Source organism: Saccharopolyspora elongata, from assembly GCF_004348985.1.
Classification (GTDB): domain Bacteria; phylum Actinomycetota; class Actinomycetes; order Mycobacteriales; family Pseudonocardiaceae; genus Saccharopolyspora; species Saccharopolyspora elongata.
This window is the reverse complement of the sequence record NZ_SMKW01000022.1, coordinates 20282-46459: the sequence shown is the minus strand read 5'-3', so window position 1 is coordinate 46459 and position 26178 is coordinate 20282. Positions and strand designations below refer to the sequence as shown.

Annotated in this window: 27 protein-coding genes and 1 pseudogene; 18 read left to right on the top strand and 10 right to left on the bottom strand. The window is 69.1% G+C overall.

From position 1 onward, the window contains the following. Positions 1-61: 61 nt before the first annotated feature. The 4 genes from E1288_RS18070 (at position 62) to E1288_RS18055 (ending at position 4209) form a co-directional block, all read left to right on the top strand. Positions 62-658, top strand: coding sequence for a TetR/AcrR family transcriptional regulator (locus E1288_RS18070; RefSeq protein WP_132486547.1), 597 nt, complete (start codon positions 62-64; stop codon positions 656-658). After that, entirely contained in the window at positions 655-2310 is a 1656-nt protein-coding gene (locus tag E1288_RS18065; protein WP_235883630.1) for an MDR family MFS transporter, read from the top strand. The genes E1288_RS18070 and E1288_RS18065 overlap by 4 nt, the downstream gene beginning before the upstream one ends. Before the next feature lie 70 nt (positions 2311-2380). Beyond that, the gene (locus E1288_RS18060; protein ID WP_132486545.1) at positions 2381-2956 is read left to right on the top strand and encodes a class I SAM-dependent methyltransferase; all 576 of its coding nucleotides are present in this window, start codon (positions 2381-2383) and stop codon (positions 2954-2956) included. A 182-nt stretch (positions 2957-3138) separates the two neighbouring features. Continuing rightward, complete coding sequence (locus E1288_RS18055; protein ID WP_132486543.1) at positions 3139-4209, top strand: DUF6924 domain-containing protein; 1071 nt, start codon at positions 3139-3141, stop codon at positions 4207-4209. Between the two features lie 76 nt (positions 4210-4285). Here the strand turns inward: E1288_RS18055 and E1288_RS18050 are convergent, their stop codons facing one another. Further along, positions 4286-4762: a hypothetical protein gene (locus E1288_RS18050; protein WP_165968162.1), complete on the bottom strand. Its 477-nt coding sequence runs from the start codon at positions 4760-4762 to the stop codon at positions 4286-4288. A 10-nt stretch (positions 4763-4772) separates the two neighbouring features. Continuing rightward, positions 4773-6029 carry a hypothetical protein gene (locus E1288_RS18045; RefSeq protein ID WP_132486541.1) on the bottom strand — a complete coding sequence of 419 codons (1257 nt, stop codon included), beginning with the start codon at positions 6027-6029 and terminating at the stop codon, positions 4773-4775. 784 nt (positions 6030-6813) lie between these two features. Between E1288_RS18045 and E1288_RS18040 the strand changes: the two genes are divergently transcribed. The 5 genes from E1288_RS18040 (at position 6814) to E1288_RS18020 (ending at position 12230) form a co-directional block, all read left to right on the top strand. After that, positions 6814-7197 (top strand): hypothetical protein, encoded by a 384-nt coding sequence (locus tag E1288_RS18040; RefSeq protein ID WP_132486539.1) that lies wholly within the window; start codon positions 6814-6816, stop codon positions 7195-7197. Between the two features lie 442 nt (positions 7198-7639). Next, positions 7640-8758, top strand: a complete 1119-nt coding sequence (locus E1288_RS18035; RefSeq protein WP_132486537.1) for an adenosylhomocysteinase — start codon at positions 7640-7642, stop codon at positions 8756-8758. Positions 8759-8762: 4 nt separating this feature from the next. After that, positions 8763-9302, top strand: a complete 540-nt coding sequence (locus E1288_RS18030) for an NUDIX hydrolase (RefSeq protein WP_132486535.1) — start codon at positions 8763-8765, stop codon at positions 9300-9302. A 288-nt stretch (positions 9303-9590) separates the two neighbouring features. Beyond that, positions 9591-10772 carry a PucR family transcriptional regulator gene (locus E1288_RS18025; protein ID WP_132486533.1) on the top strand — a complete coding sequence of 394 codons (1182 nt, stop codon included), beginning with the start codon at positions 9591-9593 and terminating at the stop codon, positions 10770-10772. Positions 10773-10955: 183 nt separating this feature from the next. After that, on the top strand, positions 10956-12230 hold the full coding sequence (locus E1288_RS18020; RefSeq protein ID WP_132486531.1) for a M20 family metallo-hydrolase: 1275 nt from the start codon (positions 10956-10958) through the stop codon (positions 12228-12230). 95 nt (positions 12231-12325) lie between these two features. Here the strand turns inward: E1288_RS18020 and E1288_RS18015 are convergent. Next, positions 12326-12526: pseudogene (locus E1288_RS18015) on the bottom strand (peroxidase/catalase (catalase-peroxidase)); the annotation flags it as partial. 110 nt (positions 12527-12636) lie between these two features. On the opposite strand from E1288_RS18015, the gene E1288_RS18010 reads away from it, so the two are divergent. Next, positions 12637-12969, top strand: coding sequence for an alpha/beta fold hydrolase (locus E1288_RS18010; protein ID WP_132486529.1), 333 nt, complete (start codon positions 12637-12639; stop codon positions 12967-12969). 194 nt (positions 12970-13163) lie between these two features. Here the strand turns inward: E1288_RS18010 and E1288_RS18005 are convergent, their stop codons facing one another. Continuing rightward, positions 13164-13790 (bottom strand): TetR/AcrR family transcriptional regulator, encoded by a 627-nt coding sequence (locus tag E1288_RS18005; RefSeq protein ID WP_132486527.1) that lies wholly within the window; start codon positions 13788-13790, stop codon positions 13164-13166. A 38-nt stretch (positions 13791-13828) separates the two neighbouring features. On the opposite strand from E1288_RS18005, the gene E1288_RS18000 reads away from it, so the two are divergent. Next, positions 13829-14512: a hypothetical protein gene (locus tag E1288_RS18000; RefSeq protein ID WP_207954413.1), complete on the top strand. Its 684-nt coding sequence runs from the start codon at positions 13829-13831 to the stop codon at positions 14510-14512. A 217-nt stretch (positions 14513-14729) separates the two neighbouring features. Here the strand turns inward: E1288_RS18000 and E1288_RS17995 are convergent, their stop codons facing one another. From E1288_RS17995 to E1288_RS17990, 3 genes are all read right to left on the bottom strand, one after another. After that, positions 14730-16145 (bottom strand): phytoene desaturase family protein, encoded by a 1416-nt coding sequence (locus E1288_RS17995; protein WP_132486525.1) that lies wholly within the window; start codon positions 16143-16145, stop codon positions 14730-14732. 115 nt (positions 16146-16260) lie between these two features. Next, entirely contained in the window at positions 16261-16353 is a 93-nt protein-coding gene (locus tag E1288_RS48820) for a DUF3556 domain-containing protein (RefSeq protein WP_235883629.1), read from the bottom strand. A 389-nt stretch (positions 16354-16742) separates the two neighbouring features. Continuing rightward, complete coding sequence (locus E1288_RS17990; protein ID WP_132486523.1) at positions 16743-17309, bottom strand: TetR/AcrR family transcriptional regulator; 567 nt, start codon at positions 17307-17309, stop codon at positions 16743-16745. A gap of 97 nt (positions 17310-17406) precedes the next feature. Between E1288_RS17990 and E1288_RS17985 the strand changes: the two genes are divergently transcribed. The 3 genes from E1288_RS17985 (at position 17407) to E1288_RS17975 (ending at position 20080) form a co-directional block, all read left to right on the top strand. Continuing rightward, on the top strand, positions 17407-18330 hold the full coding sequence (locus E1288_RS17985; protein ID WP_132486521.1) for an NmrA family NAD(P)-binding protein: 924 nt from the start codon (positions 17407-17409) through the stop codon (positions 18328-18330). A 139-nt stretch (positions 18331-18469) separates the two neighbouring features. Beyond that, positions 18470-18736, top strand: coding sequence for a hypothetical protein (locus E1288_RS17980; protein WP_132486519.1), 267 nt, complete (start codon positions 18470-18472; stop codon positions 18734-18736). 324 nt (positions 18737-19060) lie between these two features. After that, complete coding sequence (locus tag E1288_RS17975; protein WP_132486517.1) at positions 19061-20080, top strand: TerC family protein; 1020 nt, start codon at positions 19061-19063, stop codon at positions 20078-20080. A 138-nt stretch (positions 20081-20218) separates the two neighbouring features. Here E1288_RS17975 and E1288_RS17970 read toward each other — a convergent pair whose 3' ends face one another. Next, entirely contained in the window at positions 20219-20980 is a 762-nt protein-coding gene (locus tag E1288_RS17970) for an SDR family oxidoreductase (protein ID WP_207954412.1), read from the bottom strand. Between the two features lie 82 nt (positions 20981-21062). Between E1288_RS17970 and E1288_RS17965 the strand changes: the two genes are divergently transcribed. Genes E1288_RS17965 through E1288_RS17950 form a run of 4 tightly spaced genes read left to right on the top strand, consistent with a single transcriptional unit; the run spans position 21063 to position 24545 of the window. Continuing rightward, entirely contained in the window at positions 21063-21821 is a 759-nt protein-coding gene (locus tag E1288_RS17965) for an enoyl-CoA hydratase family protein (protein ID WP_132486515.1), read from the top strand. After that, positions 21818-22708, top strand: coding sequence for a CoA transferase subunit A (locus E1288_RS17960; RefSeq protein ID WP_132486513.1), 891 nt, complete (start codon positions 21818-21820; stop codon positions 22706-22708). Before E1288_RS17965 ends, E1288_RS17960 begins: the two co-directional genes overlap by 4 nt. A gap of 2 nt (positions 22709-22710) precedes the next feature. Beyond that, positions 22711-23478, top strand: a complete 768-nt coding sequence (locus E1288_RS17955; RefSeq protein WP_132486511.1) for a CoA-transferase subunit beta — start codon at positions 22711-22713, stop codon at positions 23476-23478. Then, a complete protein-coding gene (locus E1288_RS17950) occupies positions 23475-24545 on the top strand; it encodes an NAD(P)H-dependent flavin oxidoreductase (protein ID WP_132486509.1) in 1071 nt (356 codons plus the stop codon). The genes E1288_RS17955 and E1288_RS17950 overlap by 4 nt, the downstream gene beginning before the upstream one ends. 85 nt (positions 24546-24630) lie before the next feature. On the opposite strand, the gene E1288_RS17945 is transcribed toward E1288_RS17950, so the two are convergent. Next, a complete protein-coding gene (locus tag E1288_RS17945; RefSeq protein WP_132486507.1) occupies positions 24631-25269 on the bottom strand; it encodes a LysE family translocator in 639 nt (212 codons plus the stop codon). A gap of 150 nt (positions 25270-25419) precedes the next feature. After that, the gene (locus E1288_RS17940) at positions 25420-26148 is read right to left on the bottom strand and encodes an SDR family NAD(P)-dependent oxidoreductase (RefSeq protein ID WP_207954411.1); all 729 of its coding nucleotides are present in this window, start codon (positions 26146-26148) and stop codon (positions 25420-25422) included. Positions 26149-26178 lie beyond the last annotated feature (30 nt).

Here is a 26178-nt window from a genome sequence, read left to right as displayed (position 1 = left end):
AACCGAGGGTGCAATACTGCACTATGAGATGAATCGTGCAACTAACATTCGCGAGCGGCGCATGGCCGCGACCGCTGCTCAGGTGACCTCCGTCGCTCTCCGGTTGACCGCCGAACGCGGGCTGTCCGGGTTCACCGTCGAGGAAGTCTGCGAGCAGGTCGACATCTCCCGCCGCACCTTCTTCAACTACTTCGCTTCCAAGGACGACGCTGTCCTGGGAATCACCGCACGCAAGGATGACGACGCGCTCACGGACCAGTTCCTGGCGCGCGGCTCCGCGAGCCCCGGCCTCTCGCCGACCCTGCTCGACGAGCTCGCCGAGTTGGCGGTGCAGCGCTGGGAACGCGCGGACATCACGGCCGAGAGCATCCGCGACGTCCTCGCCGTGTTCGAGCGCGAGCCCCGGCTGCTCACCCGGTTCGTCGAGAAGATGCAGCGCGACGAGCAGTCCGACGTGGAGCTCGTCGAACAGCGCGAGGGCCTCGCTCCCGGTGATCTGCGCGCCGCCGCCGCCGTGCAGGTCATCCGCGCCCTGATCTCGGCCGCCGTGCGGGAATTCCTCACCCTGTCGAACTCCGACTCCTTCGCGGAGATCCTCGCCCGCCGGCTGGCCGCCGCCCGCGAGCTCTTCGCGCCGAACCTCGAACGGAAGTCATGACCACCACCGCGCCCGCCCCGCTGCTGCTGACGCAGCGACGGATCTGGATCATCTTCAGCGCGCTCATCGCGGGCATGCTGCTGTCCAGCCTCGACCAGACGATCGTAGCGACCGCCATGCCGACCATCGTCGGCGATCTCGGCGGCGTCGAGCACCAGGTGTGGATCACCACCGCCTACCTCCTCGCGACCACGATCGTCATGCCGATCTACGGCAAGTTCGGCGACGTCCTCGGCCGGCGCCGGCTGTTCCTCATCGCGATCGCGCTGTTCACGCTCGCCTCGGTGGGCTGCGCGTTCGCCACGGACTTCTGGGCGTTCGTGGTGTTCCGGGCCATGCAGGGCCTCGGCGGCGGCGGGCTCATGATCCTGTCGCAGGCGATCATCGCCGACATCGTGCCCGCCAACGAGCGCGGCAAGTACCTCGGCCCGCTCGGCGGCATCTTCGGCCTGTCGGCCGTCGGCGGCCCCCTGCTCGGCGGGTTCTTCGTGGACCACCTGACCTGGCAGTGGGCGTTCTACATCAACATCCCGGTCGGCATCGCCGCCTTCATCATCGCGCTCGTCGCGCTGACCCTGCCGGACAAGAAGGCGACCCAGCCGATCGACGTCCTCGGCGTCGTGTTCCTCTCCACCGCCACGACGTGCCTCATCTTCTTCACCGACTTCGGCGGCGACAAGGCGCACGGCTGGACCGCGGTCGAGACGTGGGCCTGGGGCCTCGGCCTGCTCGCCGCGACGGTCGCGTTCGTCATCACCGAGGCGCGCGCCGCGGACCCGATCATCCCGCTGAGCCTGTTCCGCAACCCGATCTTCGTGAACGCCACCGCGATCGGCCTCGCGCTGGGCCTCGGCATGTTCGCCGCCATCGGCTTCGTGCCGACGTTCCTGCAGATGTCGTCGGGGACCTCGGCGGCCGCCTCCGGGCTGCTGCTCCTGCCGATGATGGTGGGTCTGCTCGGCACGTCGATCGCCTCGGGCACCGCGATCACCAAGACCGGCCGCTACCGGATCTTCCCGATCGTCGGCACCATCATCACCGCCGTCGCCATGGTCCTGATGACGACGCTCGCCGCCGACACCCCGATCTGGCTGATCTGCGTCTACCTGTTCATCTTCGGCGCCGGCCTCGGGCTCATCATGCAGGTGGTCGTGCTGGTCGTGCAGAACGCGGTCCCGCCCGCCATGATCGGCACCGCGACGAGCACCAACAACTACTTCCGCGAGGTCGGTGCCGCGCTCGGCACCGCGGTGTTCGGCACGATCTTCACCACCCGCCTCACCGAGAACCTCAACGGGGTCTTCACCGCCTCCGGCGCCTCGGCGTCGGACGCCTCGACCGCGACCGCGACGCTCGACCCCAAGACGCTGAGCCAGCTCCCCGAGCAGCTCCGCGACGGCGTGGTCACGGCCTACGCCGACGCCCTCGCGCCCGTGTTCTGGTACCTGCTGCCGTTCATCGGCATCGCCTTCCTGCTCGCCCTGGTCCTCAAGCAGATCCCGCTCTCGGACGTCGCCGGGCTCGTCGCCCGCGGCGAAGCGATCGGCGGCGAGGAGGCGGAGCGGCTGGAAGCCGAGCAGCGCACGCAGAACGGGCCGGAGGCCGCGAGCACCGGCGCACGCCGGGAAGGATCCGAAGATCCGGTTTCCTGACCACCACCTGCGAGTACTGCCGGCCTGCCGGTAGTACTCGCAGGTCTCCGGGGAATGCGAAGATCGAGCCATGCCTGAAGGACGCGACACCGCCACCACCGCACCCGCCGGGTGGGACGGCGAGGACTACCAGCGGCGGTTCGACGCATTGGCGGCTTCCGGGGCGGATGTCCACGGCGAAGCGGGCTTCGTCCGCTCCTTCTCCCCCGCGAGCGTCCTCGACGCCGGTTGCGGGACGGGCCGCGTGGCGATCGAACTGGCCCGGCACGACATCGAGGTCGTCGGGGCCGATGTCGACGGCTCGATGCTGACCACCGCCCGCCGCCTGGCCCCGGAGATCACCTGGGTCCGAGCCGACCTGGCCGGGCTCGACCTCGGGCGGACCTTCGACGTGGTCGTCATGGCCGGCAACGTCCCGCTGTTCACGCCGCCCGGCACGCAAGCGGCGCTCGTGGCCGGCGTGGCCCGCCACGTGCGCCCCGCGGGACTGCTCATCGCCGGTTTCAGCCTCCACCGCGGTTACCGGATCGCCGACTACGACGCGCACGCGGCGGCGGCCGGGCTCACGCTGACCGACCGGTTCGCCACCTGGGACCGGGCTCCCTTCACCGACGGCGACTACGCGGTTTCGGTCCACACCCGCTGAGCACCGGAGTCCACAAGAGACAGTCGAGCATTCCGCTGCCCTTTCAGGCTTCGCAACATGCCCGCAGGGACAGTCCTCGCTGGATGTGGCGCTGCCTGTCATGGGGCGTGGCTACGTTGGGTCTCGCTCGTGAGGTGCCGCCGGGCCGGGTGTCCCGGCGCCGTGGTTTCGAGGAGACTTCTGTGCAGTCGGCTTCGGGCGACGCTTCGGTGTTCGTCTTTCGCATGTGGCGGCGTGATCTGGCGGCCGTGGAGTGGGAGCCAGGCCCTCGGCTGCTGGTGCACCTCGCCGAAGACGGGAGCGCGGTGCCGGAGCAGCTGTCCTGGGTCACGCGGGACGGCGCGGAGTCCGCGCTCGCATTCGCGCCGGACATGAGCAGTTGTTTCGGCCACCGGCGAGCAGCCAGCGCCCATCTGGTCCAGGTTCGCGGCGAGCTCGAAGGCCACGAGGTCTTCGAGGACGCCGATGGTGTCCACGGGTTCGAGTTCACCACCGAAACCCTGGGCAAGGGGTGGCACCCGGCGGGACGGCTGCGGTTCCTCATCGATGACGGCGAGGAGTCGCCGCTGCAGTGGGCGGCGTGGCGCGACCGGTCGGGCAACGCGTACTCGGTCGGGCTGTGGAAGCCCGGCTGGTCCGGCGAGTCCGAGGAGTTCGTGGTCAGCGGCCTGACCCTCAAGCGATCCAGCGCCAACTTCATCGGCTACCGCCAACCGGCGGGCCAAGCCCCGGTCGCCTACCGGGGCACGCTCGTGGAACCCCCGGAAGCGCCGCTGTTCGAGGAGGCGCGCGAACCGGTGGCGCCAGCGGAGGTTCCGGCCGGCACGCCGCAGTTGCCGCTGATCGGGTCGGTGCCCCTGGTGCGCACCGATTTCTCCGACGACGAGGCGTGGGCCGCTGCGAGCAGCCAGGTGACCGCACCGCGCCAGGTGTTCGACGACGACGTCTTCACCGCGGACGTGGAACCCGTCGACGACATCAGGTTCGAAGGCCTGACCGCCGCACAACTCGTCCAGCTGGTGCCGCCGGACGCCGACTGGGCGTTGCTGGTCGTCGCCGACAAGGCGACCATGGAATCCCCCGAACGCCACGTGCTGGTCGTCGATCTCGACGAGGAAAACCTCGGCCAGACCTTCCGCGCCACTCCACCGGCGATCCAGGAGATCGAGAACAACCTCTCGATAGCGAACATGGACTGGGAGGAATTCGCCGGCAACGTGGACGAGAACGGCATCGTGCAGCCGATGCTCTAGCAGCGCGGACCGGAACCCAGACTCATTCGGTGCTCGCCTGCGGGGAATTGCAACTGGCCACCAACATGCAGCGAGGCTAGTCGCGCTCGGCTCCATCCGGCCAGATGACGGTGACCGGGAGATCACGCTCACGAGCGGCATCCACAACATCAGCCGTGCCCCCGTAGCCCCGAGCAGGCTTGCCATCCCACACCGCAACGAGGCGATCTGCCAGCTCGATCATCTTGACGCTGGCCGTCATGTGGGACTCGGAGGTCGAATCGGGGAAGTCGAGCCGGATGATCTCCGAGGCCCGGCTGAACAGTTCGTCGTAGTCGGCGTGGTGCTCTTCCGGAAGTTTCTCGCGGTAGTTGGCTGCCGGAACGATGACGATCAGCGACCCGCCTTGATCGAGGACCGCTCGTGCGAAGAGCGTATCCGCGCCGTCCGCGATGCAGCTCAGCCCGATCAGGGAGTCGCCATACTTCCCCAACTCGACACGGAGCGCATGCTGCACCAGTTCTGTGGTCTGCTGTGGCAGCCCTCGGTGTCCCGTCACAGCAAGTCGCGTCACAGTCGCTCCTTCAGTCGTAGAGGTCGATCAACATACGATCAAGCAACTTGGCGTCGCGGCACATCGTGCCCATCCGGGAACGCAGATCACGCACGCGCTCGACGATCTTTTCCGAGCCGTACTGCTTACCGACCTGAAGCGCCTCCACTGCGAGACGACACGCTTCATCCTCCTGGCGCATGGACACCATGAGATCCGCGAACTCGACCTTTGCAAGCGCCAGTGGCTTTGGCGCGGTGATCGTGGGGATCGCGGCTGTATAGGCAGCACGGGAGCCCGAGTAGTCGCCCAGCGCGGCAAGCGCGGTTGACTGGTATCGAGCCGCCTTGGCGGAAGTAAACGCGAACACCCACGGCCATTGAGCGTCGCTGGTCTGGCGATCGGTGTTGCGCTGAGCTGTTCGGAGCGCGTCCAACGTTTGCGCTCGATCTCCCATCGCGCCGAACGCGACGGCACGCAGGGAAGCCAGCCAGGCGCGTGCAGCAGCAGGAGTGTGACCGTCCTGGTACTGCGCAGCGCGATCGAGCAGATGCAATCCTTGGCGGGGATCACCCATCTCAACGGCGTAGTGCCCCAAGCTGGCCGTCATGTAGGAGACCAGCAGCGAATTTCGAGACGATTCCGCGTAGCGGATGCTCTCCTTGTAGCGAGCGCGAGCCGTCGCGGAGTCACCTCGATCTGCCGCAAGCCACGCTGCGAGGCCCGCGATCTCGCTCAACGTTGAAAAGCCCTTGCTGCTGCGAACTTTCTCATGCACTACCTGCTTGGCCAGTCGCAGGTGCCCTTCTGCGGCTGGAGCGAGGTACTGAGACGAGACGCTGGATTCCATGCGCCGGTAATCCTGGGTCGGGCCTGCGACTGCTGACACGAGATCGTCTTGCCCGCCTGCCAGTGCGGCGACGGCTGGTGTGGCGCGTGCCAGCGCAGCACCCGCTCCGAGACCGAGGGTGCTTCGTAAGAATGTTTTGCGGTCCACGTCCTCAGTGGTACACCCGCTGCCGCCTCTTCTAAACCCAAGGTCGGCGTCGGTTGCAACGTCAAGGACCGCTCGGATTGCTGCGCGATAGTGCGCAGCCGGCCACCTGATTACGCCTCGCTCCCACTTCCCAATGTGGTTGGCATCGATAGCCGTGACCTTCCCGGTCGAGCGGAAGACCTGCGCATTCACCGCCTCAGCCAGCTCCTCGCGGGTTAAGGGCTGCCCTGGTGACGACGGCGATTCGACGCTTTCGCGAGCGGCGCGCAGCGCGTCGTTCGGCTCAGACAAGTCGACTCCTTGGGACCAGGGTGTCGCTCAGTGTAATGGACTGATCGCGCAGCGGGGGGTGCAACTCTCCCCGAAGTCTCCCCTTGCGCTCCCTGTAATTCTCCCTCTTGCGACCCCCTCCCAGCGAGCACGCTCGTAATCAGGTGCTCGATCAACGGGGAGTGATGTCATCGTGTCGATGACCAAGCGCGCCACTTTCGGCGAGCTGACAGCTGGTACGAACGAGGAACTCGTGCGCTGGGTACTCCCAGTCGGCTCGGTGGTCATCCATGGCACAACGCGATGCCTGGCCGAGAGCTCCCAGGGCGGGCTCCTGGGCGGACTATGCGGGGAGCAGATGCAACTGCCACCAGAACCGCCCGCGCAACTGGACGCAAGCAGACACGATTTCTGCGGGGAATGCGTGCGTCAATTCATTGCGAATCTATTTGCCCATTGGGAATCAGTGGGATCGAGGTACCCAGATTGGATTCTGAACACTGGCGCAGTGCTGAATGCAATGTTGCCAGACAGCGCAGGCGAATGCTCCTCGAAAAAACAGAAGGAGGAAGAGGAATAAAGATCCTCTCCCCGGCCCCCGCACAAGTCACGACATGGACCGTCGATCAGGCAGTGTCATTTCGCGATCTTCTTAGCTGCCTCATTGAGGAATGCAGACACGATTCGGCCGGGTCAAAACCAGGAGGCACGTCTTGATGGTTCCGTTCACCGTTGTCTTGGCGATCATCGTGTTGGCGCTGAGCTGGCTCGCCTGGCGAGCTGGCGACGACACGGGGTGGCGACCGTGAGTCAGCGCGCTTGGGTCGCGAGCGCCCGCGAAGCTCGTTGGCACGTCTGCGATGTCACCGACTCCGGCGGATCGTTCGTTGTTGCCTGCGGCCACCGGCTCTATGGGCCTGTGCACCGCAGGATCAGAGAGGGCCCTCCCGTCGATCGCCGGTCGGTGTGCCAGGTCTGCGCGAACATCGTCAACTGGTTGCCAGCGCTGCCCTCCAAGGGCGACGAAATCATGTGGCCGTTCGACGACCCCGACGACCCACCGCAGACCGATCGGGCGCGGATCTTGGCCGAAGCGCTAGAGGTAGATCGTTCAGAAGTGGTTCCTGCCAGTCCTTACCTGGCAGGAACCACTTCCGCGAAGGCTACCGAGGTTTCTCGCATCGCCTGACTACAGATTCCCTGCCGGTGCTCGCAGCTCTCACACCGGACACCGAGCAGGGCCACCAATCCGACGAGTTGAGAAGGGAGGCAGTCCCAGCGTGGAGTGTATCGCCTGCGGCAACCCGAACCATCCGCCGCACGAACCAGGAAAACCCCGCCAGAGGTAACCCGATGCCCTCGTGCTGGCGCTGATCAGCACGAGGCAGCATCGGGTGATGCTGCCCAGTTGTGCACGCCCCCTGACACGACGGCGCAGCATTTTTCTCTTCCGGGATGAAGTGCCCAGCGCTGGAGCCGCCTACCTGATCGGAGAAATCGCGGCACAAGGCTGCCGAGCGACCCGCCGTCGCAACCGGCTTCATCCAGCGCTGGGCGCTTCCCTCTCCAGCTACCGAACCACGCACGACCGCTGAGAAGTAGTACCGACACGAAAGGGACAGGTTTCGCAGATGGAAGCTTTCGAGCGAGCGAACCTCGATGCCTACTTCGGCCGGATCGTTGCTCAAGTTCCCGCAGACGAGCGGCCAAGCTCATTCTTGATCACCCACGTGCTGCCCGAGCGCCCTGCGTTCGTTCGGGCCGTGGGCCACCTGACCGATCTGCGCGCTGTGCTGCCCAAGCCGAAGTCGATCGACAACGTCGCGGCACGTCAGGTCGAGGCGGACGGCTACGTGTGCGATCGACTCTCGCGTGATCTCTTCAGTGACGCAGACCGTGCCGTCGACTACCTGGAAGCGCGAGCCGCTGGGAGGCCGGTGGTCTTACTGGACGTCGGCGGGTACTTCGCGCCGGTCCTCACCGAGTTGTGTGACCGCTTCTCGGGGGAAGTTCTCGGCGTGGTGGAGGACACCGAGAACGGACACCAGCGATACCAAGATCTGAAGCTGCCGTGCCCGGTGGTCTCGGTGGCGCGGTCACCGCTCAAGGACCCTGAAGACTACCTGGTCGGACAGTCAGTCGTATTCAGCGCCGAAGCCCTCATGCGCAGCCGGGGCGACATCCTGCACGGGCGAAACGCGCTGGTGATCGGCTTTGGCAAGCTGGGGAGCTCCATCGCCCGGCTGCTCCACGTAAAGGGGGTCCGCGTCACCGTGTACGACATCGACCCCGTACGCCGAACGCAGGGCCTCTCGCAGGGGTTCACGGTGGCCCGAGATTGCCGGTCCGCACTCGTGGACGCGGGGCTCGTGCTCTGCGCCACCGGCCGCTTGTCATTGCACGGCGAAGACTTCCCGCAGCTCAGGAACGGCGCATACGTAGCCACCGTCACGAGCAGCGAGGACGAACTGGAAATGGACGGACTCACGGAGGTGTACGACCGGACTCCGATCACCGATGACATCACCCGATACATGACGACCGGCCACTACTTCTATCTCCTGAACAAGGGCAACGCAGTGAACTTTCTCCACGGCGCGAGCGTGGGGCCGTTCATCTTCCTGGTTCAGGCCGAGATCCTTGCCGCCGTTGCCAGGCTTTCCCAACGCAACCTGGAGCCCGGCATGCACGAAGTGGCCGACTGCCGACCCATGATCGCCGCAACATGGCTGAACTACTTCAACAGGTGAACAGATGCCGATCACACATGAAAACCTCTCCCAGACGGTCAAGACCTATCTGACGGTCCGGCCCGAGTACGTTGACGAACTCAAGATGATCACGGATCTACTCGACGCGGGCGTGGACATCACGCCTCGCACCGAGTTCCGTGGACACGCAACGGCTGGCGCTGTCCTCGTCAACGACGAGGGACTAGTTCTGCACATCCGTCACAAGGGGCTCGGCCGCTGGCTCCTGCCTGGTGGTCACCTCGAACCCGATGACGAGTCGCTGCTCGGCGCTGCGCTGCGAGAACTGCGCGAGGAGACCGGCTTCGACCTGGAGCTGGTATCGGTGGATGGGGAAGATCCGATCCACGTCGACGTTCACCCGATCCCCGCCAACCCAGCGAAGGGCGAACCCGACCACCACCACTTCGACTTCCGGTTCCTGTTCCGCACCAGCGGCGACGTTGGTGCGTTGCAGACCGAAGAAGTGACCGGAGCCGACTGGCTCAGCGTCGATGCCCTGCCGAACCCGCTCCGCGACCACGTGCGTGCGGCCATCGCCTAGGGCCAGACACAAAGAGAGCCCCGCATCGACCGGGATGTACCCGTATCGGTGCGTGGGCTCTCGCATGTCCAAGTGGGAACCCGGTGATCCTGTGCGGACAGCGTGCTCGCACCGACACCCGGGCACAATGACGAAATGCCGCTACTTCCCCGGAGCGGCTCGGGCAAATGCACACGAGCAGCGGCCGGTGATCGCCCCGAATCGTCACGCAGGCGCCGATGCGCACTCCCCCGCCCCGCACAATGAGGCGGACGACCTGGAAGATCGCGACGGAATGGGCGCATACACATGGCGGACGTCGATATCGCGCCGGGCGGCCCGCTGCGCGGCCTGGTGCATGCGTGCTTGGACGACCTGGACGAGCTGGTCGACGACTTCATCGCGGAGCTGAGCGCGATCGAGCCCTACGCCAGCGGCGCGGTGCCGAACGAGGAGCTGCGCGAGGACGCCGAAGCCAGCATCGAACTGCTCCTGCGCACCGCCGCGGGCCTGCCCGTGCCGCAGCGGCTCGGCGACACCTGCGAACGGATCGGGCGCAGGCGCGCGCACCTCGGCGTCCCGCTGGAAGTCCTGCTCCGCGCGGTGCGACTGGACTTCCGGGTGATGTGGTCGGCTTTTCTGCGCCGGGTGGACCGGTCCGAACTCCCGCTCCTCGTGCACAACACCGTTCGCGTCTGGGACGTGGTCGAGGAGTACAGCGCCCGGGTGCACCTGGCCTACGAGAACGAGGCCGCCGTGCTGGCCAGGGAACGCGACGACGAACGAAACCGCCTGGTGGATTCGCTGCTGGCCACCGGGGGACGTGATCCGCAGGTCGTCGAGCAGGTCGCGCAGGCGCTCGGCATGAACACGAAGGGCGACTTCCTGGTCGCGGCCGCCCCCGTCGACGCGCCGCGCCCGCTGCGCCAGGCGGCCGACCGGTTGCGGGCCACGCCCGTTCCGGCCCATCTGCAGGACGTCGACCGGCGCCAGGTGCTCATCGCCGAGTTGCCGAACCGGGCGCCGGGGACACCGGGGCCGTGGCTCGACTCCGTGCCGTGCGGCGTCGGGCCGATCGCGAACGGGCTCGCCGACGTGCCCCGGGCGCTGCGGATCAGCGTGGAAGTGGCCGCGACGATCAGCGGCGAGGACGGCCGGCCGCACCACCTCGTCGAACGGTGGCCGCATGTCGTCGGCGCCCGCCTGGGCGAGGTCGCGGCAGCCCTGCGGGACGAGGTGCTCCCCGCACCGGCCGCCGGCACGCCGCATGAGCGGGCTCGCATGCTGGAGACCGTGCGGGCATATCTCCGGTCCGGTTCGATCAACGCGGTCGCGAACGAGGTCTTCTGCCATCGCAACACCGTGCTCAACCGGCTGCACCGGTTCGCCGAGCTCACCGGGCACGACGTGACCCGGCCGGAGCACGCCGCCGCGGTCCTGGTCGCCCTGGCCTGCCGAGAACGCGCGGACGGCGCGGTCGCCCCCGGTTGATCGGCTGCACCGCGACTTGTGCATACGCCCAAGGAAATCGCCGATTCCGGCGGCGGGCAGCAATTCCCCACGGACCCGGGTTCGGGTCGAATGGACGGCACGACGATCACGACAACAGCGACGACTGGGATCCGGCCGACCGGAGGATCCGAGGAGCCGCGAACCCGCCAGAAGGACCTGATCATGAGAAGCGCCTCCGCCTCGCCGGCCCCGGACGAGCAGAACACCGCACTGCTGAAGGACTTCGCGACGCTCTCCGCATTCGGAGCGACACCCGGCGGCGGAGTCGATCGCCAGGCCGCCACCGCTGCCGACGGCGAACAGCGCGCCTGGCTGCACCGGTGGCTGACCGGCCACGGCTTCGAAGTGCACTACGACGGCGTGGGCAACCAGTTCGGCCTGTTCACCTTCACGCCGGGCGCGCCGTACGTCCTCAGCGGTTCGCACCTGGACAGCCAGCCGCTCGGGGGCCGCTACGACGGTGCCTACGGTGTTCTGGCGGCAGCCCACGCCGCGCACCGAGCCGTCGAGCGCTGGAGGGCCTCCGGCGCTTCCCCGCGCTACAACGTCGCCGTCGTCAACTGGTTCAACGAGGAAGGTTCCCGGTTCAAGCCGAGCATGATGGGCAGCGCGGTCTTCGCCGGGAAGCTGCCCGCCGAGACCGCGCTCGCCACGACCGACCCGGCGGGGACCTCGGTGCGGGCCGCGCTCCGCGAGATCGGGACGATCGGCGACTACGCCGGGCCGGATTTGGCCGCATACGCGGAAATCCACATCGAACAGGGGCGAGAACTCGAGAACGCGGGCACCACGATCGGCCTCGTCGGCTCGACCTGGGCGGCACGCAAGTACCAGGTGATCGTCCGCGGCGAGCAGTCGCACACCGGATCGACGATCATGACGGACCGGCGCGACGCGCTGTTCGGCGCTTCCCTCCTGGTCGTGGCCGTGCGCGAACTGGCGGAGAGGTCCGCGGCCGTCCCGCTGCACACCTCGGTGAGCGAGATGTACATCGAGCCCAACTCGCCGGTGGTGGTGGCGCGCGAGGTGCGGATGCACGTCGACCTGCGGTCCCCCGACGAGGCATTCCTCGAAGACGCGGCCAAAGAGCTCGCCGAGTCCATCCCCGGCATCGAGGAGCGCGCGGCGGTCGACATCGAGGTGGTGCAGACGCATGGATGGGGCGTAGCACCCTTCCCACGTGCGGGGGTGGACCTCGCCGCCGAGGTGGCCGACGAGCTGGGGCTCCGGCACCGGACCATGATGACCATCGCCGGTCATGATTCGGTGAACATGAAGGACGTCACGCCCGCGGTCATGCTCTTCGTCCCCAGCGCCGACGGCATTTCCCACAACGAAGGCGAATTCACCCCCGATCACGACATCTGCGCGGGCACCGACCTGCTGACCGAGGTGATCCACCGCCTCATGTCGGGCGCCCTGGAATCCCAGCGGTAGCGCCGGAAACGGCGAGACCCCGTCCTGGTGGACGGGGTCTCGCTGTCCTCTTCGGACCGGTTCAGCTCGCCGGAGACGGGCTGAACCGGTCAGGATCAGGCGAGGTCGAACCGGTCGAGGTTCATCGCCTTGTCCCACGCGGCGACGAAGTCGCGCACGAACTTCTCCTTCGCGTCATCACTCGCGTAGACCTCCGCGAGCGCGCGCAGCTCGGAGTTCGAGCCGAAGACGAGGTCGGCGCGGCTGCCGGTCCACTTGACCTCGCCGGAGTCGTCGCGAGCCTCGAAGGACTGGGCGCGGACGCTCCGGTTCTTCTTCCGCCGCGACACCGGCGCCGGCACCACCCTCTCGCGCACCGGCCGGCACGACGCGGAGTCGATGGGCTACAGCCACCTGGCCCGGCGAGGTGCTGGTCGGCGACGAGGAGCCCGACCACTACGCCGACGCCTTCGCGCGCACGGGGTTCGGCGGACCGCTGGGCTGGTACCGCAGCATCCCGGGGAACTGGCGGGTGCAGTCCGAGGTGTTCCCGGACGGCGCCATCGCGAAGCTGACCGTGCCGGCGCTGATGATCGCCGCTCGCCGGGACGCGATCTGCCACCCGGACCTGAGCGACAACCTGCTCCAGCACGTCGAGACCCTCGAGCGCCGCATGCTCGACACCGGCCACTGGACGCAGCAGGAGGATCCGGAGGGCACCAACGAGATCCTCCTGGAGTGGCTCACCCGCCACTTCTGAACCGGCACCCCAGGGGTGAGCGCGCGGCGCCGGACGGCGCCGTGTGCCAGGTCTCCCGTGAGCTCGAGCGGCGCTGCAGCAGCGCGTCACGCCCCGCACACCACGCCACGACGAAAAGTGGTGCGCTACAACAGAACGACGACCCGCACCGTCACCGAGAACGCCCGCGTCACCAACGTCGCGACCCCATGCGGCTAGGCCAGGAGCTCCCTGGCCAGCACTCCACCCCACCACTGCTCGACTTGATCGGGCGACCAGCCGCGTTCCGCGGTGAGCGTGATGTAGACGTCGACGTTGCACAGGGCCCCGTACACGTCCACGGCGGACTGCACGTCCAGGCCCTGCCGAAGGGTGCCGTCCGGCCAGGCGGAGAACGCCTGGATGCGGGTCTCGTCTCCGCGCCGGCGCCCCTCTCCGTAGGCCTCCGCCAGCTCGGGTTCGGTGCGTCCCGCCTCGCGCAGCAGCACGATGACGTCGCCCGCGCGCTCGAACAGCCGCCTGTCGTACGCCGCCATCGCCGCGAGCTGCCGTGCGGAATCCTCCCCGGCGGCTTCGAGCTCGGCGACCATCTGCCCCACGTCGGCCGACATGTCCGCCGCATCCGCCAGGGCCCGGGTCAGCCCGGACTTGTTCCCGTACGCCGAATAGACCGTCGGCGCTGAGACTCCCGCCTCGCGCGCCACGTCCCGCACGGTGGTCGCCGCCCAGCCGCGGGCGACGAACAGCCTGCGTGCGGCGCGCGCGATCTCGGCCCGCGTCTCGTGCGCTTGCGCGGTGCGGCGCAACGAGTCGTACCGGCGCCGGCCTGGTTCTGCATCCATGGTGGCCCTCGTCGTTTGTCGCTGTCTATATTGATTATATGTTGCGTAAAACCAATTCGTTCGCACGGGTCGGCGGCGTCGCAGGCATCGGCTTCGCTGCCACCATCGTTGGCAGCAATGCGATCGCCGCGCCCGCCGGCCTGCCGCTGACCGGCGCCGACATCGGCGAGGTCAACGCGTTCTTCGGCACGAAGACCGGCATCGTCGGGATCTCGTCCGCGCTCACGCCCACCGCTTGGGTCTTGGCCACGTTGTTCGGCGCGAGCGTGGTCGCTGCACTGCGTCGGTCCGAGCACGACCGGGGCGAAGCCTGGTCACTGGTCGGACTGGCCGGCCTGATCCTGCAGAACGCCACGTTCGCCGGCGTTATAGCGATACGCCTCGCGCTCGGAGCGACAACCGCGCAGGACAGCACGGCCAACTCGGGGCTTTGGGCGTTGCACGACGCGTTGTTCACCCTCAACGGCACCTTCCTGGCGCTTGGGCTGGTCGGCCTGTCCATCGCCGGGCTGCGCGCCGGCCTCGTCCGGCCTTGGCACGGGGCGCTGGGCCTGTTGTCCGCCGCACTGCTGTTCAGCTCCGCGAGCCTCACGCCGGTGATCATGACCCAAGGCGGCCCGCTCGCCCTGCTCGGCCTGGCCGGGTGGCTGATGTGGGTCGGCTGGATCGTCCTCTACGGCGTCACGCTCATCCGCCTCGCGCCGGCGCGCGTGCCCGCCTGACTTTCCCTGCGGACGACTTCTCCAGACAAGGCGAGACGACCCTCGCACTGTGCTCGGAGCATGACGTGCTCCCGAGGTCGCCCCCGCTCACTGCGGCGGGCCCGCACCAACACCCACCGCATCCCCTGAGCCCCCCAGGGTGCGGTCCTCCCGCAATTTCCATTGAAATTGGACCTTCAATTTCAATGGAAATTGCGGGAGAAGTGCGGGCGGAGGGTCAGCGGCGGAGGTGGCGCAGTGCGCGGGCGGCCGCGTGCGCGCCGCACATGCCGTGGGCGCCCGGACCCGGCGGGGTCGCCGCCGAGCACTGGAAGTGGCCCGGCAGCCCGACGTCGTAGGGCTGCAGGGTGGTGCGGGGACCGAAGGTCAGCTGCCGGACGTCCATCGCGCCCGTCAGGATGTTGCCGCCGACGAAATTGGCGTTCTCCCGGGCTAATCCGGCCGGGGTGCGGACCGCGGTGCCGACGATCCGGTCGCGGAACCCGGGGGCGAACCGCTCGATCTGCGCGATGATCGCTTCGGTCGCGTCGCCGGTGTACCCGTGCGGGACGTGCGCATACGTCCACAGTGGATGCACATCGCCCACCGAGCGCGTCGGGTCGGCGAGGTACTGCTGGCCGGTCAGCACGAACGGCCGGTCGGGCAGCCGCCCGGCGTGCACCGCCCGCTCGGCCGCGGCCACCTCGGCCGCGGTGCCGCAGACGTGCACCGAACCGGCCCGCCGGGCCTGCTCGGCGGTCCAGGGCACGCCGCCCGCGACCGCGAAGTCGACCTTGAAAGCGGCGGGCCCGTACCGGAACCGGCGGTAGGCGTGGGAGATCCTCGCGGGCAGCCGGTCGCCCAGCGCGTCGGCCACCGTGGTCGGCGCGACGTCCCACACCACGACGTCCGACGGCGGGAGCTGCGCCGCAGAGCGGACCGCGACCCCGGTCTCGATCTTCCCGCCGTGGTCGCGCAGCAGTGCGGCCAGCGCGTCCGAGATGGCGCGCGAACCGCCCTCGGCGACCGCCCAGCCGTTGCGGTGACCGGCGGTCAGGATGCCGAGCCCGATCGCCGAGGACAGCGGCAGCTCCAGCGGCCGGAACGCGTGCGCGGCCAAGCCGAGCCACAAGGCCCGTGCCTTCTCGGTGCGGAACAGCCTCGCCAGCGCCGTGGCCGGCAAGAACGTCGAGATGCCGAACCGGGCGAGCCGCAGCGGATGTCGCGGCAGGCGCAGGAGCGGACGCAGGATGTCCTCGCTCAGCGCGTCGTAGCCGCGGGCGGGTCGCTCGAACAGCGCGCGCCAGCGGCGGCCGTCGGGCCCCAGTCCGCGGGCCGTCTCGGCCACCGAGCGGTGCAGGACGCCGGCGGTGCCGTCGTCGAGCGGGTGCACGCAGTCGATCTCCGGCAGGCGCCAGCGCAGGCCGTAGCGGTCGAGTCCCAGATCGCGCAGGACGTGCGAGCCGACGGCCATCGGGTGGATCGCCGAGCAGTGGTCGTGCAGCAGGCCGGGCACGATCGCCTCGGCTGTGCGGGTGCCGCCGCCGATCTCGTCGGCCGCCTCCAGCACGGTGACCTCAACGCCCGCCCGGGCCAGGACTGCGGCTGCGGTGAGCCCGTTGGGGCCGCTGCCGATCACGATCGCGGTGCTCATCGGGGTTCCCTCCCGGGGTCGGTGTCGTGCGCTTCCTGGGCGGGGCGGAGGGCGGGCCGGTTTCGCCCTCCGCCCCGGAGTCTTCCAGCCGGAAGACCGATCGGCCCGGCTGCGGTCAGGCGGTCGTGCGGACCGCCGGGCCGGGCTCGCGGGTCCACGTGACGTCCAGCGGGATCGGCCCGTCCGGCAGCCACGGCTGGGCGGCCACCGCGCCGGAGACCTTCCAGGCGGCACGCGCCCTCGGCGCGAGCCGGTCGACGCTCTACGACCGGATGCGGGCGCTGCACATCCGCCGACCCGGGTCGCGGCGACCGGAAAACCCTTCCCCACAACGCCTTCGCCCGGAGTGTTCAACTTCTTGGACACGCCGATTCCGGAGATCCCCCTGCTGTCGCCGGGGACGCGGCAGAAACGACCGACGGGGGATGAACGGCTCACCCTTCCCGGCCCTTGCCAACACGATGCCCGCTGGAGACCGCAGTCCAGTGATCGCGAGCGATCCCCGACGCTCGCGACGTGCCGTGGTGGGTCGTCCGACGGCCACCGCCTGACGACGACCCCGGGCTCTTTCCCGAATCCCTTTGAGCAGCAACCAGTTCACGCCTGTGGGATCAGTCCCGCCATGGCGAGGCGGAACAGCCGGTCCGCTTGGGCCGCAGGATCCGGATAGTGCTCGGTGGCCAGGGCGATGCCGACGATCAGCGTGATCAGGTCTGCGACGGTGACGTCGGTCGCCACCGCGCCGTCCTGCACGGCGCGGCTCAGCAGCGGACCTGCCGCCTCTTCCAGCGCCGCCGAGCAGCTGTTCTCGTGCGCCGGGTCGGCCCCGGCACCGTCGTAGGCCAGCGCGGCCGCCAGCCCCCGGGCGGAGACGCAGTAGGCGACGACCTCACCCAGCCATTCCAGCAGCGCGTCACGGCTGTCGCCCTCGCCGGTCAGTTCCTGGGCGCGGACGCGCAGGGCCTCGATCCGTTCCCGGGAGACCGCCTCCAGCAGTGCGCGGCGGGTCGGGAAGTGCCGGCGCACGGTCGCCGAGCCGACCCCCGCGGTGCGGGCGATCTGTTCCAGGGAGGCGCCGGCACCCTGGGCGGCGACCTCTTCCCCGGCCACGGCGAGGATGCGCGCGTAGTTGCGCCGAGCGTCCGCGCGCTGGCGCTCGGACATGGCGTCACCTCCATGTTTGCTAAGTGGCGGGCCCCGCCGTATCGTACCCGAGCGAAAACGGCGGACCCCGCCGTTTAAGTTCCGAACGAGGAGCACCATGTCCGCAGCTTCCGCACCCGTCCTGGTCACCGGCGCCACCGGCAGGCAGGGCGGCGCCACCACCCGCACCCTGCTGGCGGCAGGCGTTCCCGTCCGCGCCCTGGTGCGCGACCCGGCAACCGACCGGGCCAAGGCCGTCGAAGCGCTCGGCGCCGAACTGGCCACCGGCGATCTCCACGACCGCGATTCCGTGGCCCGGGCAGCCGAGGGCGCCCGCGCCGTCTTCTCCGTCCAGATGCCCGGCATCACCGCGGAAGGCTTCGACTACGACGGGGAGATAGCCCAAGGCGTCAACCTCATCGAAGGCGCGAAGGCCGCCGGAGTGCCGCAGTTCGTGCACACGTCCGTCACCGGCGCAGGCCAGCACACCGGAACTCCCGGCTGGGCCGAAGGCCGCTGGGCGTCGATGGAACCCGTCCTGGGCGCCAAGAGCGCGATCCAGGACCATCTCCGCGCGGCCGGTTTCCCCCGCTGGACACTGCTCAAGCCGGGCTTCTTCATGGAGAACTTCCTCCCGTCCGCGGCATTCCTGTTCCCGCGCGGCATCGAGGGCGGCCTGGTGAGCGTCCTCAACCCCGACACCCGGCTGTCCCTGGTCGCGGTGGACGACATCGGCGCGGCGGCCGCCGCAGCCATCGCAGCACCGGAGCGGTTCCACGAGGTCGAGCTGGAACTGGCCGGCGACCACCTGTCGATGGCGGAGATCGCCGAGGCCCTCTCCCGCGCGCTGGGCAAGCCGCTGTCCGCGCCGGACATGACCGAACAGGAGGCACTCGCCGCCGGAATGCCGGCGATGGGCGCCTCGCACGAGTGGCTCAACGTGGCCGGTCAGCCGGGCCGACCCGAGTACGCGAGGGACCTCGGCATCCCGCTCACCGGCTTCGAACGGTGGGCGCACGAGCACATGCGAGCCGATGCCTGACGCGGTCGAGTGTCCAACTTCTTGGACAGTCGGGAATCCCGATCTCCCCTAGCGTCCACGACATGCCGCAGACGACCAACGAGGAACTCGCCCAGGGCTGGATCCGCGCGCTGTCGAACGCCGACGACTTCTACGAGCTGTGCGCGGCAGGCTCCCCGAGTCCGACAACTCCCCCTACACGTCGACGGAGAAGGGCTTCTTCGTGCAGACCTCGGCGACTCTGGAAGCCGCGGGCGTGTGGGTGCACGTCGTCCAGGTGGTGGCGACGAAGGACGGAAAAGCGATCTCCGGCACTCGTCGCGGCAACCGCCTGGGCCTGCCGCGCCCACCGCCTGCACGACGCCTCGGGGGCATGAGCGGGCGGCGGATCGCCCCGCGGCCGGTCCGGAGGCCAATGTCGCGATAGGACTTCTCGGCACCGTGCCGATCTTCTGGTCCACAAGAGACGGTGATCGCGGTCCATGCGCATCGGATTCCGCGCTGCACAGTGGACGGTCGGATCGGTGCGAGTCCGGCGCGTGTCGAGCGGGCGATGCGCGGGGAGTCCGATTACCCTGACCGGCGACCGATCAACAACACGCACCTGGCACGAGGCCGTTGCGATCCCGCCCGTCCGGGATCGGGTGTGCGGCGGCGCCGCGTTCCGAAGGTGACGGATCCACCGTCCGCCGCGACCGCCCGCACAGCACCAGCACGCCGGCGCCGCACGACGATTCCAAGCGGAGGGAACGTGCTCGAGATATCCACGCTGACCTGGGTGCTCACCATCGCGGTGATCGTCGGGCTGCTGGCGATCGACCTGATCATGGCGGCCGCGCGCCCGCACCGGGTCGGCTTCGCCGAGGCGAGCGCGTGGTCGGTTGCCTACGTCCTGGCGGCGGTCGTCTTCGGCGTCTGGTTCGCGATGCAGTACGGCGGCCAGGCCGGCACCGAGTACTTCGCCGGCTACATCGTCGAGAAGAGCCTCTCGGTCGACAACCTGTTCGTCTTCGTGATCATCATGACGACGTTCGCGGTCCCCGAGGAGCACCAGCACAAGGTGCTGACCTTCGGCATCGTGCTGGCGTTGATCATGCGCGGCATCTTCATCGCGGTCGGCGCGGCGCTGCTGTCGCTGTTCTCCTTCATGTTCCTGGTCTTCGGGCTGCTGCTGATCTACACCGCGGTGCAGCTGTTCCGGCACCGCGACGAGGATCCCGACGTCGAGGACAACGCCGTGGTCAAGGCGGCCCGCCGGGTGCTGCCGGTCTCGGACGAGTACGTGGGCGGCAAGCTCGTGGCGCGCGTCGGCGGGCGCTGGGTGGTCACGCCGATGATCATCGTGCTGATCGCGATCGGCAGCGTCGACCTGCTGTTCGCCCTCGACTCCATCCCGGCGGTCTTCGGCATCACCGCGGAGCCCTACATCGTCTTCACCGCCAACGCCTTCGCCCTCCTCGGCCTGCGCGCGCTGTTCTTCCTGGTGAAGGGCTTGCTGGAGCGCCTGGTCTACCTCTCGGCGGGGCTGTCGCTGATCCTCGCGTTCATCGGCGTCAAGCTGATCCTGCACTGGTTGCACGTGGACATCGACGAGCGCGTCCCCGAGATCCCGACGCCCCTCAGCCTCGGCGTGATCATCGCGGTGCTGCTGGTCGTGACCGTGGCGAGCCTGATCAAGACCCGGCGGGACCCGTCGGCGAAGGCCCACCCCGGTTCCCTCCGGGCACACCGCACCAAGGCATCAGACCCGGACACCCCGACCGACCAGTGAACCGTCGCATCGGTGCCTTGCGCCGCTGCGCTTTCGGCTCCTCCGACGCGGGCCGGGCCGCCGCGACCTCCTTCGCCGAGTACGGCCCCTCCTTGCCAGGAATCCGGCGCGACCGCTGCGGGTTGCGCGCCCCGCTCGTCAGAGGGTCTGGGTGGCGAAGAGGAAGGCGGGCGGCTCTCCCCCGCCGTGGCATTCGACCGAGGCGCCGCTGACGTACGAGGCGAGGTCCGAGGCCAGGAATAGCGCGACGTTGGCTACCTCCTCCGGCCGCGCCATCCGCCCCAGCGGGATGGTGCGCTCGATGGCCTCGACGCTCCCGTCGTCGCCGTAGTGACCGCCGGTCAGCTCGGTGCGGCACAGGCCGACGTTGATGGAGTTCAGCCGCACCTTCGGCGCCCACTCCACGGCCAGCGAGCGGGTCAGCGAGTCCAGTCCGGCCTTCGCCGCGCCGTAGGCCGCCGTGCCGGGCGAAGGCCGGAGGGCACTGACCGAGGAGATGTTCACGATCGAACCGCCGGCGTCCTGCTGCTGCATGGCGGCGTTCGCGACCTGGGCGACCAGCAGCGGCCCGAAGAAGTTGAGGTCCATGATCTTGCCGTGGAAGCGCGGCGACGCGTCCGCCGCCAGGGCGTACGGCGCGCCGCCGGCGTTGTTCACCGCCACGTCGATCCGGCCGTGCCGCGCGAGCAAGTCGGCCATCATCGCCCGGACCGACTCCTCGTCCCGCACATCGCACCGCAGGTGCGTCGTGCCCGCGGCCGGCTCGTCCGCTTCGGACCGCGCGCACGTCACCACCTGCGCGCCGGCCGCGACGAAGGCCGCCGCGATGGCCCGGCCGATGCCCTTGGTGCCCCCGGTCACCAGGACCACCTGTCCCGTCATGTCCAGCTGAACCGCCACGCGTCTCTCCGATGGGTCGAGAACCAAGCAGATGTTAGGGTACCAAGCAAATGATAGGTCAAGTAGCCCCGGAAGGTGGCACATGGGCATCACCTCGGACTTGCGTGACGACGGCATCCGCGTCGTCACCGTCGACTACCCGCCTGTCAACGCGCTCCCCGTTCGGGGCTGGTTCGACCTCGCCGCGGCGCTCGACGAAGCGGGCGCGGACCTGAACACCCACGTCGTCGTGCTGCGCGCGGAGGGCAAGGGCTTCAACGCGGGCGTCGACATCAAGGAAATGCAGCACACCGAAGGATTCGACGCCCTGATCGGCGCGAACCGGGGCTGCCACGCCGCGTTCAAGGCGGTCTACGAGTGCGCCGTGCCGGTCATCGCCGCCGTCAACGGGTTCTGCCTCGGTGGCGGCGTCGGCCTGGTCGGCAACGCCGACACGATCGTCGCCGCCGAAGACGCCTACTTCGGGGTGCCGGAGGTGGACCGCGGTGCCCTCGGCGCCGCGACCCACCTCGCCCGCCTCGTCCCGCCGCACCTGCAGCGCACCCTCTACTTCACCGGCCGCAACATCCCCGCCACCGACCTCGTCGGGCACGGCTCCGTCCTCGAAGTCGTCCCGCGCGACCGCCTCGACGAGGCGGCCCTCGCCGTCGCGGCCGAGATCGCCGCGAAGGACACCCGGGTCATCCGGATGGCCAAGGAGGCCATCAACGGCATCGACCCCGTCGACGTCAACCGCAGCTACCGGTTCGAGCAGGGCTTCACCATGGAGCTCAACCTCGCCGGGGTGGCGGACGAGCACCGGGACCGGTTCGCCGGCACCGAGAAGGCGAGGAGCGAATGAGCAAGCCCCGCGACAAGCGCATGACCGCGGACGACGTGGTCGCCCGGCTCGAGGACGGCATGACCATCGGCATCGGCGGCTGGGGCCCGCGGCGCAAGCCGATGGCGCTGGTCCGCGCGATCCTGCGCTCGAACCTGACCGACCTCACCCTGGTCTCCTGGGGCGGCGCCGACGTCGGGCTCCTCGCCCGCGCGGGCCGGATCCGCAAGCTGGTGTACGCGTTCGTCTCGCTCGACTCCGTGCCGCTCGAACCGAACTTCCAGCAGGCGCGGCAGAACCGGACGATCCCCGAGGTCGTCGAGCTCGACGAGGGCATGTTCCAGGCCGGACTGCGCGCCGCCGCCCAGCGCCTGCCGTTCCTGCCCATGCGCGCCGGGCTCGGCTCCGACGTCATGGTGAACAACCCCGGCCTGCGCACCGTGACCAGCCCGTACCCCGCCGCGGACGGCGTCTTCGAGGAACTCGTCGCCGTTCCGGCGCTGCACCTCGACGCCGCGCTGGTGCACATGAACCGCGCGGACCCGCACGGCAACGCCACCTACCTCGGCCCGGATCCCTACTTCGACGACCTGTTCTGCATGGCGGCCGACAAGGCGTTCGTGACCTGCGAGCGCATCGTCGACACCGCGGAGCTCACCCGCGAAGCCGCCGTCCAGCGCCTGCTGATCAGCCGGATGATGGTCGACGGCGTCGTCGAAACGCCCAACGGGGCCCACTTCACCACGTGCACCCCGGACTACGAGCGGGACGAGAAGTTCCAGTGCGCCTACGCCGCCGCGGCCGCCGACCCGTCGGCCTGGGAAGCCTTCGAACGGCGCTTCCTGCGCGGCACCGAGGACGACTACCAGGCCGCCGTGAAGGCGTTCCACGAAGAACAGGAGGCGTGAGGATGTCCGACGTGACGCGTGCCGAGATCTGCGCGGCGGCCATCGCCGACGCGTTCGCCGACGACGGCGAGATCTTCGGCAGCCCGATGGGACTGCTGCCCACCCTGGGCGTGCGGCTGGCCAAGCTGACGAGCAATCCCGATCTGGTGATCTCCGACGGCGAATCCCGCTTCCTCGCCGAGGTTCCCGCGCTCGGGGCCGGATCCGATGCGGTGGAGGGCTGGATCCCGTTCCGGAAGGTCTTCGACGTGGTCGCCTACGGCAAGCGGCACGTCATGATGGGCGCCACCCAGATCGACCGGTACGGCAACCAGAACATCTCCGCGATCGGCGACTTCGCGCAGCCGAAGCGCCAGCTGCTCGGTTCCCGCGGCGCCCCCGGCAACACCGCGAACAACCGCACCTCGTACTGGGTTCCGAAGCACGCCACCCGGGTCTTCGTGGAACGGGTGGACATCGTCTCCGGCATCGGCCCGAAGCTGGCCGAGCAGGCCGGACCGGCCGCGGCCCGGTACAACGACATCCACCGCATCGTCTCGAACCTCGCGGTCCTCGACCTGGGCGGCCCCGACCGCACGTTGCGGCTGCGCTCGGTGCACCCGGGCGTGACCGTCGACGACGTGCGGGCGGCCAGCGGGTGCGAGATCCACGCCGACGACGACGTTCCGGAGACCCGCACGCCCACCGACGCGGAGCTGACCCTCATCCGCGAGGTGATCGACCCGAAGAACCTGCGCGACCGCGAGGTCAAGCCGGAGGCCGCCCGATGAGCACCGAGCAGCTCCTGCGCACCCCGCTCAACGACCTGGTCGGCATCCGGCATCCGATCGTGCAGACCGGCATGGGCTGGGTGGCCGGGCCGAGCCTGGTCGGCGGCACGGCGAACGCCGGTGGCCTGGGCATCCTGGCCAGCGCGACGATGAGCCTGGCAGAGCTGGAGCGGGCGATCATCGCGGTCAAGCGCCGCACCGACCAGCCCTTCGGCGTCAACCTCCGGGCCGACGCCGGCGACGCGCCGCAGCGCGTCGACCTGCTGATCCAGCACGGGGTGAAGGTCGCATCGTTCGCGCTGGCGCCGAAGAAAGAGCTGATCGCCAAGCTCAAGGACCACGGCATCGTCGTGATGCCCTCGGTCGGCGCGCCCCGCCACGCCGAGAAGGTGGCGGCGTGGGGCGCCGACGCGGTCATGGTCCAGGGCGGCGAGGGTGGCGGTCACACCGGCTCGGTGCCCACCACGCTGCTCCTGCCGAGCGTGCTCGACGCCGTCGACATCCCCGTCGTCGCGGCGGGCGGCTTCTTCGACGGCCGCGGCCTCGCGGCGGCTTTGTCCTACGGCGCGGCGGGAATCGGCATGGGCACCCGCTTCCTGCTCACCAAGGACAGCGCCGTTCCCGATGCCGTGAAGCGGCTGTACCTCTCCCACGACGTCAACGGGACCGTCGTCACCGACAAGGTCGACGGCATGCCGCACCGCATGCTGCGCACCCGGTTCGTGGAGGAACTGCAGGAGACGAGCGTCCTGAAGCGGCTGGGGCCGACCATCCGGCGGACCCTGAAGTTCAAGAAGCTGAGCGGGATGACCTGGCGCGGGCTCGCCGCCGACGGCCGGTCGATGAAGCACGGCAGCGGCCGCTCCTGGTCGCAGATGGTGCTCGCGGCCAACACTCCGATGATGCTCAAGGCCGGCCTGGTCGACGGCGACACGAACGCCGGCGTGCTCGCCGCCGGTCAGGTGGTCGGCGTCCTGGACGACCTGCCGACCTGCGAGGAGTTGATCGACCGGGTGGTCACCGAGGCGGCCGAATGCCTGCGGAGGACCCAGAAATACGCGCTCTGAAAACCGGAGGCGGTGCCCACTGCGCAGTGGGCACCGCCTCTTTCAGCAGCTCCGGGATTCCGACCTGCTGACATGACAGGGCAGTTCAGTTGGGCCGGCTGGTGGCCATCTTGACGGCGAAGAAGCCCAGCAGGGTGCCGGATGCGAAACGCTGTGCCCGGAGCACGCGGGGGTGGCGGGCCAGATACCCGGCGAGCGCAGCGGCGGTGAGAACGATGAGGCCATTGATGGTCACGCCGACCACGATCTGCGCGGTTCCGAGCTGGAGGAACTGCCACCACGTCGCACCCAGCGCGGGATCGACGAACTGAGGGATCAGCGCGGCGTACAGGAGCGCGATCTTGGGATTCAAGAGGTTCGTCAGCAGCCCCATGCCGAACAGGCGGGCCGCCGAGTGCGGGACCAGTTCGCGCGGTTCGAACGGCGACCCGCCACCGGGGCGCAGGATCTGCCAAGCCATCCACGCGAGGTACGCCGCACCAAGGAGTTTCACCACGTGGTAGGCCTCGGGTACGGCCACGAAGAGGGCGGACAGACCGGCGGCTGCCGCGACGAGGTAGACGACGAATCCGAGGGCAACCCCGGCGAGCGACACGAGTCCGGCACGCCGCCCCTGCGAGATGGCTCGCGATGCCAGGTAGACCATGTTGGGCCCGGGGGTCAGCACCATGCCCAACTCCACCACCACGACGCCGAGCAACGAGGCGAGCGGTACGAGTTCCATGCAGCGAACGTATCGGGCGGTCAGTCGCCTTCCCCAGCCGGGCGTCTCGCCGCTCTTCGAGCGCCCAGCTCGCAGTTTCAATTGAAACTGCGACCTTGACCGCGCGGAATTCGCCGGTCCAGGCGGAAGATCCTCCGCAATCCGCCTGGATCAGGCGTTGCGGACGGTCAGGCCGCCGTCGACCGCGAGCACCGCGCCGGTGACAAACGAGGCGGCGGGCAGTAGCAGGGATACCGTGACGTGGGCGACCTCCTCCGGCTCTCCGTACCGCCGCAGCGCTGTGCGCCGCCGCGCGAAGACGGCCTTGTCCTCGTCCTGGATTCGCGCGGTCATGCCGGTGTTGATCGGGCCGGGGCAGACGCAGTTCACCGTGACTCCACTGGGCCCCAGCTCCACGGCGAGCGAGCGCGTCAGGCCGATCACGCCGTGCTTGGAAGCGGTGTAGGCCGTGATCCCGGCCGTCGCGCCGAGCCCCTCGGTGGAGGCGATGTTCACGACCCGGCCCGCACTGTTGCGGCGCAGGTCCGGAAGGGCCGCCCGGACGAACCCGGGATATGCGGTCAGGTTGATCGCGAGCGTGGTCGCCCACGCATCGTCGAAGCCCTCATCCGCCAAGCCGGCGTGGATGCTGACTCCGGCGTTGTTGACCAGGGCGTCGATCGGGCCGAGCGCCTCGCGGACCTCCGACACCGCGGCCGCAGGCGCGCTGGGATCTGCGACGTCCGCGACCACGGCGTGCACCTCGGCGCCCGCGCCGCGGATCTCTTCAGCAACCGCCGCCAGCCCGTCGGCGTCGCGGTCGACGATGCCGACGGCGGCGCCCTCGTCGGCGAGCAGGTGGGCCGTCGCCCGCCCCATCCCGCTCGCCGCTCCGGTCACGAGGGCAACGCTGCCGGCGACGGAACGGCT

What these genes read in the sequence shown, in the direction of transcription:
- E1288_RS17955 (WP_132486511.1), top strand. Translation starts at nt 22,711, where the DNA reads ATGTCCGACGTGACGCGTGCCGAGATCTGCGCGGCGGCCATCGCCGAC.
- E1288_RS18065 (WP_235883630.1), top strand. Translation starts at nt 655, where the DNA reads ATGACCACCACCGCGCCCGCCCCGCTGCTGCTGACGCAGCGACGGATC.
- E1288_RS17985 (WP_132486521.1), top strand. Translation starts at nt 17,407, where the DNA reads ATGTCCGCAGCTTCCGCACCCGTCCTGGTCACCGGCGCCACCGGCAGG.
- E1288_RS18070 (WP_132486547.1), top strand. Translation starts at nt 62, where the DNA reads ATGGCCGCGACCGCTGCTCAGGTGACCTCCGTCGCTCTCCGGTTGACC.
- E1288_RS17990 (WP_132486523.1), bottom strand. Translation starts at nt 17,309, where the DNA reads ATGTCCGAGCGCCAGCGCGCGGACGCTCGGCGCAACTACGCGCGCATC.
- E1288_RS18060 (WP_132486545.1), top strand. Translation starts at nt 2,381, where the DNA reads ATGCCTGAAGGACGCGACACCGCCACCACCGCACCCGCCGGGTGGGAC.
- E1288_RS18020 (WP_132486531.1), top strand. Translation starts at nt 10,956, where the DNA reads ATGAGAAGCGCCTCCGCCTCGCCGGCCCCGGACGAGCAGAACACCGCA.
- E1288_RS18030 (WP_132486535.1), top strand. Translation starts at nt 8,763, where the DNA reads ATGCCGATCACACATGAAAACCTCTCCCAGACGGTCAAGACCTATCTG.
- E1288_RS18035 (WP_132486537.1), top strand. Translation starts at nt 7,640, where the DNA reads ATGGAAGCTTTCGAGCGAGCGAACCTCGATGCCTACTTCGGCCGGATC.
- E1288_RS17945 (WP_132486507.1), bottom strand. Translation starts at nt 25,269, where the DNA reads ATGGAACTCGTACCGCTCGCCTCGTTGCTCGGCGTCGTGGTGGTGGAG.
- E1288_RS18025 (WP_132486533.1), top strand. Translation starts at nt 9,591, where the DNA reads ATGGCGGACGTCGATATCGCGCCGGGCGGCCCGCTGCGCGGCCTGGTG.
- E1288_RS17960 (WP_132486513.1), top strand. Translation starts at nt 21,818, where the DNA reads ATGAGCAAGCCCCGCGACAAGCGCATGACCGCGGACGACGTGGTCGCC.
- E1288_RS18005 (WP_132486527.1), bottom strand. Translation starts at nt 13,790, where the DNA reads ATGGATGCAGAACCAGGCCGGCGCCGGTACGACTCGTTGCGCCGCACC.
- E1288_RS18000 (WP_207954413.1), top strand. Translation starts at nt 13,829, where the DNA reads ATGTTGCGTAAAACCAATTCGTTCGCACGGGTCGGCGGCGTCGCAGGC.
- E1288_RS17965 (WP_132486515.1), top strand. Translation starts at nt 21,063, where the DNA reads ATGGGCATCACCTCGGACTTGCGTGACGACGGCATCCGCGTCGTCACC.
- E1288_RS17995 (WP_132486525.1), bottom strand. Translation starts at nt 16,145, where the DNA reads ATGAGCACCGCGATCGTGATCGGCAGCGGCCCCAACGGGCTCACCGCA.
- E1288_RS17950 (WP_132486509.1), top strand. Translation starts at nt 23,475, where the DNA reads ATGAGCACCGAGCAGCTCCTGCGCACCCCGCTCAACGACCTGGTCGGC.